The sequence below is a fragment of the Kitasatospora sp. NPDC056531 genome (assembly GCF_042794375.1).
GTDB lineage: Bacteria > Actinomycetota > Actinomycetes > Streptomycetales > Streptomycetaceae > Kitasatospora.
In genome coordinates this window covers 1-9,089 of record NZ_JBHTTU010000158.1, presented here as the reverse complement: position 1 = coordinate 9,089, position 9,089 = coordinate 1, and the positions used below count along the sequence as shown (strand labels likewise).

Here is a 9,089-nt window from a genome sequence, read left to right as displayed (position 1 = left end):
CGGGACCGCCACTTGCCCGCTGTCGCCGTGGTGATGCCCAAATCGGCCGCGACCTGAGCGTTTGATGATCCGTCCGCACAAGCCAGGATGATCCGGGACGCCACATCACCTACCCGAGCGACCCCCACGACGATCAACGAAATCGTCGAAAGTCGAGAGGCCCTTGACCGGGGCAAACAGCGCAGGACAAGGGGACTGGTCAAGGGGTGCGGTCAGACCGCGGACAAGGGGGTGCCGTGCAAGGTCGGCCGCGTCCGGGTGCTCGCCCCGGTGCCGGAGCCGGCTATCGCGCCCGCACCGGCCTCCTGCTGACGGAAGGCCACCAATGACCACCACCTCGCCCGCCGCACCCGACCCGGACGACGGCGACCAGGCCGCCGACCACCACCAGCCGGACCGTCCGGCGAAGGCCTCGCCGGACGGGGACAAAGGGCCCGACGCCGCCTCCGCGTGCACCTCCGCCCGAACCTCCACACCCCCGGCGGCCGACCGGCCCGTTTCCGCAGGCCAGCAGCCCCGGTCAAGGGGGCGCGGACGTGGCGACAACCCTCTTCCCCCTGCTGCTGAGGCGCGGTGGAAGCGGGGTTCGACACAGCCGATAGGGAATGGGGTCATGGTGTCGCTCGCCCTGTTCCAACGCGCCACCGGCCGGGAGCTCTGGCATCTGGCCCTGCCCAGGCAGCGCAACGACCGGGCGACCCGCGATGCCCTGGTCGACCTTCAGGTCGCCGGGAGGGTGCGGGAGGAACTCCGCCTGCCGGACAACCGCAAGCTGTGGACCCTGACCGCAGCCGGCCGCCGCGAAGCCGCCGGACTGCTCCCGGCCGGGGCGAAGCTCGCGGCGCTGCGCCCCGAGCGCGACGGCCCGGGCACGGCGTTCTCCGAGCACGCCCTGGACGTCGTCGCCACCGCCGGCCTCCTCGCCCGCGCCGGGTTCGGGCACCTCCGGGCGTTCTCCACCGAGGTCGAGCACGCGATCCCGCACCGCCGCTCGCTGTTCACCGACCTGGTGCTGCGCGACCCCGGTGCCGACGTGCCGGTGCTCCTGGTCGAGGTCGACCGCGAGAACGAGGGCGTCGGCACGCTCGTGGAGAAGCTCACCTCCTACCGGGCCTGGTGCGAGCTCCCGGCGAAGGGCACCACCAAGGCCGCCGCCGAGGCCTCGCTGCGTCGCTTCGGCGCCCGCACCCACGACCTGCGCGTGTGGCCGACCGCCTACCCGCCGACCGGCCGCGAGGGCCTGCCGCCCGTCGCCCTGGTCCTCGAGGCCGGCCGCAGGCGCACCCGCCCTGGCACCAAGCCGCTCACCCCCGAGCAGAAGAAGGAGAAGGCCAAGACCGACCACCTGCGGCTGCTGCGCCGCATCCAGGCGGTGGAGGCCGCCTCCGAGGGCGCCTGGTACGCGCCGCCGTACCGCGGCCACAACATCACCGCTCGCAACCACCACCATGCGCTGCCGGTGGTGGCGACCACCCTGCCGCTGCTGCGCCGCCTCGGCGCTGGCGCCTCGTGGCACCGGTTCGGCCGGGATGGCTGGCACACCCTCACCAACGCGCTCGACAATCCGGATGGCGACGAGCTGCTGCGCGCGGAGCAGGCCGTGGCCGAGCGGGCCCGCCAGGCCCGGGCGAAGGAAGAGCGCGAGCGGCGCCGTCCGTCGTGCACCCGCTGCAAGGCGCCGTTCTCGGACGAGCGGTGGGCCGAGCGCGAGCGCGCCGCCTGGGGCGACGACGGGCTGTGCGTCGGCTGCCGCCAGGCCGCCGCCGGCCAGAAGGCGCGGGAGACCGCCGAGCGTGAGCGGGCCGCCGCCGAAGCTGCGGCCGCCGGGGCGAAGCGGCGCGGCTCCTGGTGGCGCCGATCCTGACCCCGCCCCACCCCGGCGCAGGCCGCTGACCTGCGCTGGGAGTTCGGGTGTGGCCAACGGCTCTGGCCCGTATTCGGTGGTAACAAGGGGTGACGGTCGTCGTTGGCATGGTGTGCGTGATGTCAACGAGCTTGTGGGTGTGGTGTTTTCGGGGCTGTCGGCGCTTGTCGTCGAGGGTGTGACGGACGAGGGAGAGGCCATCCGGGTGTCGGCCCGGACCCGGGACGATCCGGTGCCGTGCCCGGTGTGCGGGCACTCGACGGGACAAGTGCACGCCTTCCACGAGCGGCTGGTCGCGGACGTTCCAGTGGACGGGCGCCGGGTCGTGGCGTCAGTGCGGGTCCGACGCATGGCGTGTCCGGTGCTGGGGTGCCCGCGGCAGACGTTCCGCGAGCAGGTCCCCGGCCTGATCGAGCGCTACAAGCGTCGCACCAACCGCCTGGCCGACCAACTCGGCTCGGTGGTCAATGAGTTAGCGGGCTGGGCGGGCGCTCGCCTCTCCCGCGTGCTGGCCTGCGCGATCTCCCGCTCCACCGCCCTGCGCATGCTCATGCGCAGGGCCCTGCCGCCGCTGCGCGTCCCGCGCGTGCTCGGGATCGACGACTTCGCCCTCAAGCGCCGGCACCGCTACGCCACCGTGATCATCGACGCCGAGACCGGTGAGCGGATCGACGTCCTGCCCGACCGCACCGCCGAGACCGTGGCGGCGTGGCTGCGCGAGCACCCCGGAGCCGAGTACGTCTGCCGGGACGGCTCCGGCTCCTACGGCGAGGCGATCCGCCAGGCCCTGCCCACCGCGGTACAGGTCAGCGACCGGTGGCACCTGTGGAGCAACCTGTGCGGCAAGGTCCTGGCCGAGGTCCGCTCCCACGCCGCCTGCTGGGCCACTGCCGTGAATCCCGCCCGCCCCGGCGGGGTCCGCGAGCAGACCACCCGCGAACGCTGGCAGCGGGTCCACCACCTGCTCGGCCAGGGTGTCGGGCTGCTCGAATGCGCCCGCCGCCTCGACGTCGCCCTCAACACCGTCAAACGGTACGCCCGCATGAAGGAACCCACCGCAGAGCGCCGCGCACCCCGCTGCAAGCCCACACTCGTCGACCCCTACCGCGACCACCTGCGCCGGCGCCGGGCCGAGGGCCCCGCAGTGCCCGTCACCCACCTCCTGCGCGAGATCAAGGAGCTGGGCTACACCGGCAGCGCGAACCTCCTGGTCCGCTACCTCACCCAGGGTCGAGCCGAAGGCGACAAGCCCGTCACCACTCCGCAGCGCTTCGCCGGCCTCCTCCTCACCCGACCCGAGAACCTGCGCGACAAGGACAGTGTGCTGCTGGGTGAACTCACCAGTTCCTGCCCGGAGATGACCGAACTCGCCCGTCTGACCGGAGAGTTCGCCCGGCTGCTGGCGCCGGCCGAGGGAAATGACGCCAAGCTCACCGACTGGATCGCGTCAGTTCGCTCCGCCGACCTGCCCCACCTGCGCTCCTTCACGAACGGCCTGGAACTCGACCGGGCCGCCGTCGACGCTGGACTCGCCACCCCGTACCACAACGGCCGGACCGAGGGAGTCAACACACGAACCAAGAGGATCATGCGGCAGATGCACGGCCAGGCCGGATTCCCCCTACTCCGCCACCGCATCCTCCTTCAGTGATCGCCACAGAGCGCTACCACCGAATACGGGCCAGAGCCGTTCTTTTTACAGACCCACGGACCTGCGAATCTGCGGTTTGTTGTCACTGGGGGATCAGATCAGCTGGTGTCACTAGACCCTGCTGCGGTGGCGTATGGGGGCGGGGGAGCGCTGGGTGTCACCAGGGTGCGGATGTGTAGTGACATCAGGAGACTTCGCTCAGTGACATCTTGATGCAGATCCCTAAGCGGGCGGTCAGCTCAGTGCCAGATGGTGTTGGGCCTGTGCTCATGAGTTCCGTACCAGGCTCGGGGCTGCGGTTGTCGGGATGGGGTTCAGGGGCTGTGGGTGGTGTGCCCGGGCAGGGGGCCGTAAGCGGCGCAGAAGTCGCAGTCGCAGCTGGTCATGGAGTTGGCCTGGCAGTGGGCGGTGGGCCAGTACGGGGACGCGCAGGGGCCGGGGTCGACAGGGGTGTCGCCGTCGGGCAGGGTGCGTTGGCACCAGCCGCACTGGATTGCGGCCGGTACGCCGGCCTGACGCAGGCACTGTGCCGCGCGGGCGGCGATGTCGAACGGGATGCCCGACCTGACGGTGGCGGGCGCGCTGTCCAACAGCTGCTGGCTACGCCACAGGCTCAGCCCGGTGACCGTGCGGACCGCTTTGAGGGCCGTCGGGTCGTGAGGGGAGTCGCCGGCCAGCAGGACTGTGAAATCCGGGTCCTCCACGGATACCCCTCGTCGGTCGGTGTTGTGCCCGGTGCCAGTCAATCGTCCTGGCAAGCTGTCAGGCCATGGATTTTCGCTCGGCCGGCCTGGCCGGTCAGGGCACCAGTTCCAGCATCGATGCCGGTGGCAGTGACGGGTTGGCGGCGGCCGCTTCCACTACCTGCCAGTTGTCGTCGGCGAGCAGTTCGACGATGGCTGTAGGCGGCAGGGCCTTATGGCTGGCGGCGATGGTCCTGGCCTGTCGGTCGGTCAGGCACGCGAGCAGGGCCGGGGCCGTCGCGTGGCGGTGGCGGGCGATTTCGCGGAACGCCTTCTGCACCGGCGGCCGGTGTCGGGCCAAGTCCTCTAGCAGGGCAGGTGTCGCGTCGGGATTGGCTGCCACCTTCGCGGCGACTCGCGCCCCGTGCTGTTCGACCATTGCCCGCAACCGGGCTTCGGAGAGCCCTGGGTGCGGTGCGATGGATTTGACCACTTTGGCGTCGGGGTCGCGGGCCAGCGTGTCGCGGATTTCGGCTGGCAGGTCGCGGCGCTGGGCCAGGAGCATCCGCACGGTCGCATCCGGTGAGGCGGCCAGCTCTTCGACCTCGGCCGGGCAAGCCGCGGCGATGCGCGGCAGCAGGGGCGAGCCGAGCCGGGTGACGCCGGCAAGGTGGGCGAGGACGTCGAGCGGCAGGCGCGGGTGGTGCGCGAGCCGGCGCTGGACGTCGTGGCCGCGGTCGGTGGCCAGGGTGCGGATCAGGGCTTCATCGATCGCGGGATTGTCCGCGAGCCGGGCCCGGACCCAGGGGACGGGATCCTCGGCGAGTCGTGCGTATACCTGGGGCGGCAGGTCGGGGCGGGCGGCCAGTTCCTGGCGCAGTAGCACCGAGGGGTGGTCGGCGAAGAGCGCGGCGGCGGCTGCGGGGGTGGCCGGGTTACGCAGGGCTGTCTGATGGATGTCGTGCACGGTGGACTCGTGGGAGCCGTCGCAGGCGGCTCCTGCCGGCAGCTCGCAGTCGGGCTCCGGACAGTGGGGGGCGTGGACGAAAGGGGTCGTCTCGCAGTCGCAGACCAGGCAGGACCGAGCCGCGGGCAGCCCTTCGCCGGTCAGCAGCGCCGTCAGTAGGGCCGGCGGTGTCGCCTCGTTGGCCGCCGCCGCGCGGCGGACCTCGGCGTGTGGGTGCCGTGCGAGCCTGGCGGCGAGGTGCGGCGTCGTCCACAGCGCGAGTTCCGCGACGACCCGGATCTCCGGGTCCGCGGCGAGCGTCAGCGCCACGTCCGGCGGCAGATCGGGGCAGGCGGCCAGCCTCTCCCGGTGTTCCACCAGGGGATCGGCGGCGAGCAGGCGCGCCCACTGCGGCCTGCCGGTGCGCTCTTCGAGCAGGGCGAGCGCGGCGCGCGGCTGTACGGCGGGGTCGACGTCGGCGGCGCTGAGCCGGCCCTCGTACGCGAGCCGTACCGCGGCCTCCTCGAAGCGGGAGGCCAGCGCCTTCACCTGTGCACGACTGAGGTCCGGGCGGCAGGCCAGGGCCTCAGCGAGGTCAGCGTCCGCCACCGCGATCAGCCGCTCGACCAGTTCGCAGGGCAGAGCCGGGTTGGCGGACAGCCCGTACAGGACGTGATTCACAGGCGAGCATCCTGCCCGACGCACGATCGGACGGCTCGTGAATTTCGGCGTTGCCGACCACGACACCGCCCTCCAGCACGCGCTACGCCGTGAGCGCCACCACCGGGACGTCGCCGCCGAGCCCCCCTCGCTGAGCCGCGGCCTTGGCCTGTCCTGGGCGATCGCTTCGATGAGGGCCCGGCGGACGACCACCGTCCTGGAGATGCTGTCCGCCCACGTCTGGCGCCGCGCGTGGACGACCGGCCGCACCAGCCAGGCACCGGTCGGAAGCACGGCCAGGTCGTGCAGCAGCCCCCGCACGATCGACCGGGCCGCACCGACCGGAGCCCCCGTCTCCTCGTCCACCGTCACCACCCCCGCCGACCTCTGCCCCAGGCTCTCCCCGGTCCGGCCGCGCTCCGCCCACTGCACCACCAGCCATGCCGCCAGGCCCTTGCCCGCGCCCGGGTAGGCTTCGAGGCTGGGAGCGGCCCACGCCAGGTGGCCAAACTCAATTGCGCAACAGGGAGGTTGGCGCCGGGCGGGGTGGGCATGGCTGATCCGGGGGCCATGGGACCGAGGGGGACGGATCCAATGTGTACGACCATGCCTGCGGACGGACCGGACAGACCCGACGCGGCCGGGACGGGGGTTGCAGACCGATCGGGGGCGAGCCCGGCCCACCGGGCGGCACCGCGCCGGGCCCGGGCCGGTCTGGCGGCCCAGTTCGTCCTGCAGTTCCTCTACATCCCGCTGGGGATCGCGCTGGTGTTCGCGCTCCTGTTCACGATGTTGGCGGGCGGCGGCCCCGGTGGCGGCGATGCCGGCGACTTCGTCGAGGCCGTGGGCGGGATAGCGACGGCCTCGATCTCCTGGCGGCGCCTGCGCGTCGAGTGGCACGGCAGGCCCGAGGACTGGGAGCAGTACACCGAAGGGCTCCTGCGGAAGCATTTCGCCTCCGCGGAGAAGAACAGCGGCTGGGAGCCGTCGAAGCTGCCGCCCGGCGGCGTGCGCCTGGCCGTGTCGTACCTATGGCGCCCGAACTACCGCGGCCTGGCGCCCATCCGGGTCGAGCAGTTGGCCCGGCGGCACGGCTGGTCGGTGGACTGGGGGAGGAGCAGCTCGGCGAAGGGCGAGCTGTGCTTCTACCGGCTCATCCCGCCCCCGGAGCAGGCCGGCGTACCGGACCCCACCGGGCCGCCGCCGGCGCCCGGCACCCCATGGGGCCCGCTTCGTTGCCGGGTGCTGCTGCCGCTGTTCACCCTCGTGTTCTGGCCACGGGTCCGGACCCTGGAGCTCCTCCGCAGCCCGAGACTCTACGAGCGCCACCTGCGCAGGCACCTGGCGAAGCTCTTCCGGACCGAGCTGGCGCGCGAGCGTACGTGGGACAACTACCGGTACGACTCGGCGGGCCGGATCCTGCGCCGGGTCGCCGTCAAGCCCCGGCACTACCGGGGGGCGGGTGCCTGGGCCGTCCTGCGGATCGCCGCCGAACACGGCTGGACACTCGACCACTCCTTTCCCGCGGACCCGTCGGGAACCCTCCATCTCTGCCGCTTGGAAGAGCGCACCCGGCGGAGCCGCTGACCCGGCTGTTGAACGCCTCGGGCAGCACCAGGCCCTGGGAAACGTCATGGCGCAGACCTCCGTCGGTTCAGCAGTGCCAGGGAATTCTGCACGGAGACGATCGCCGCCAGCAGCCACTGCCCGTGCCGCATGCACACCCGCTCCCACCGCTGTGCGTACCGCACCACCCGCACACACGTCTCCCGGTCCGCCGGGCCGCGCACGACCGGCACCCGAACGCCACCGGCCCCACCACCGCACCGCCCACCCGCCACACCCCCCCAGGGCCGCTCCCGCCCGTCCGTATGGTCAGCTTCTCGTCGTCCAGCCTCCAGGCCGGCAGCGCCCGCCCCAACACCTCCTCGCCGACCCCGCACAACCCGGCCAGCACCCGCCGCCCGGCCGCATCCAGCAGCACCTCGGCATCCGCCCGCAGCGCACCGCCCTTGTGCCGCGGCTGGTGGCCGCGCCACTGCCAGGCCGTCAGCAGGGCGGCGTCGTCCAGCCCGTAGCGGGCAGCGACCCGGCGAAAGAAGGAGAAGGCCGTCTCCCCGGCGAACGGAGACACACGGAAGATCCCGGGACCACAGCCTCGCGGAGAACAGCAGGACCCGAAGGCAGTTCCCTCCTTCTCACGTCCTGCCCGCCTGCCTCCCCGCCCTGTCGACCTTGCCGACCAAGAACACCTTCAGGGCGCCCGGGCCGCGAACGCCTTGCTGCGCCCCGTGTTGGACGTGCCGGGCTCGATCGGTGGCCAGGAGAGCGCACTGCTGGAGCCGCGGGACACGGATGGCCCCGGACCGGCTGGACTGTCCTGGGGGTGTCCGGGCTCATTGATTGTGGTCAGGGGCTGTGCTTCTGAGCTGGGCTTAGCTTGAGTTTTAACCTCTGCCTCGGTCAGCTATTGGCTGGTCGAGGCAGCTGAGAGAGACCGCACGGGGTGCCAGCTCTCAATTTTCATGCGACACACCGAGGTCGTGACGCATAGCGGTTCGCATGGTTCGGAGCATGTCCCAGACCTCATACTGGGCCTGGGCCGCGGTCTCCATCGTTTCGCCTGGTCCGGGTGTGGACGGTCACGTAATTCCCCAGGGCTAACGTCACGGAATTCCCCAGGGGCCCGACCTGGCCCAGGGGCTGAGGCTAGTGTGCTGCGGTGATCGAGATCCCGGAGAGGTTCGCGCAGGGCACGATCGAGCGAGAGGGTGAGCACGGCCGGGCCTGGGTTGCGTCTCTGCCCGCCCTGATTGATGAACTCCTTGATCGTTGGGACTGCAGACCCGCCAGGCCGGTCCGGCATGGACAGGTGGGGATCATCGTTCCGGTGCGGTCGGCTGACGGAGCATCCGCAGTCTTGAAGATCTCGTTCCCTCATCCAGGCAACGTGCACGAACCGGATGCGTTCGCGGTCTGGGGCGGACGCGGCGCCGTGTTGCTGCACGAGCGTGACGACGCGCGATTCGCCATGCTGCTGGAACAGGCCCGCGACGAAACCCTGGCCGACCTCGTCGGCGTCGACGAGGCCGTGTCCATTGCCGGTCGACTCGCTCGGAGACTGGCCGTCCAGGCCCCGCCCGGTCTCCCACGCCTTCGCGACCAGGCCGACGGATGAGAAGAGGACCTTCGAAAGACATCTCACGTGCCTAACAAGTCAAGCCGCGACGGCCAGATCCGTTGATGAGGAGGTGAAGGCGTGATCTTCGTCGAAGAGTTGCCTGG

The 9,089-nt window shown here is 71.6% G+C and carries 6 protein-coding genes and 1 pseudogene; 5 read left to right on the top strand and 2 right to left on the bottom strand.

Features of this window, described 5'->3' with window-relative positions:
• The first annotated feature begins 613 nt into the window (after nucleotides 1–613).
• Nucleotides 614–1,864, top strand: a complete 1,251-nt coding sequence (locus tag ACFQ87_RS42665) for a replication-relaxation family protein (RefSeq protein ID WP_380616354.1) — start codon at nucleotides 614–616, stop codon at nucleotides 1,862–1,864.
• 142 nt (nucleotides 1,865–2,006) lie between these two features.
• A complete protein-coding gene (locus tag ACFQ87_RS42660; protein WP_380616355.1) occupies nucleotides 2,007–3,515 on the top strand; it encodes an ISL3 family transposase in 1,509 nt (502 codons plus the stop codon).
• A 314-nt stretch (nucleotides 3,516–3,829) separates the two neighbouring features.
• On the opposite strand, the gene ACFQ87_RS42655 is transcribed toward ACFQ87_RS42660, so the two are convergent.
• A complete protein-coding gene (locus tag ACFQ87_RS42655) occupies nucleotides 3,830–4,219 on the bottom strand; it encodes a ribosomal protein L7/L12 (protein ID WP_380616353.1) in 390 nt (129 codons plus the stop codon).
• 94 nt (nucleotides 4,220–4,313) lie between these two features.
• Nucleotides 4,314–5,825: a hypothetical protein gene (locus ACFQ87_RS42650; protein ID WP_380616352.1), complete on the bottom strand. Its 1,512-nt coding sequence runs from the start codon at nucleotides 5,823–5,825 to the stop codon at nucleotides 4,314–4,316.
• Between the two features lie 37 nt (nucleotides 5,826–5,862).
• On the opposite strand from ACFQ87_RS42650, the gene ACFQ87_RS42645 reads away from it, so the two are divergent.
• From ACFQ87_RS42645 to ACFQ87_RS42635, 3 genes and pseudogenes are all read left to right on the top strand, one after another.
• Nucleotides 5,863–6,276 carry a hypothetical protein gene (locus ACFQ87_RS42645; RefSeq protein ID WP_380616351.1) on the top strand — a complete coding sequence of 138 codons (414 nt, stop codon included), beginning with the start codon at nucleotides 5,863–5,865 and terminating at the stop codon, nucleotides 6,274–6,276.
• Between the two features lie 134 nt (nucleotides 6,277–6,410).
• A complete protein-coding gene (locus tag ACFQ87_RS42640) occupies nucleotides 6,411–7,391 on the top strand; it encodes a hypothetical protein (RefSeq protein ID WP_380616350.1) in 981 nt (326 codons plus the stop codon).
• Between the two features lie 1,135 nt (nucleotides 7,392–8,526).
• Nucleotides 8,527–8,973 (top strand): annotated as a pseudogene (locus tag ACFQ87_RS42635) (aminoglycoside phosphotransferase family protein); the annotation flags it as partial.
• Nucleotides 8,974–9,089 lie beyond the last annotated feature (116 nt).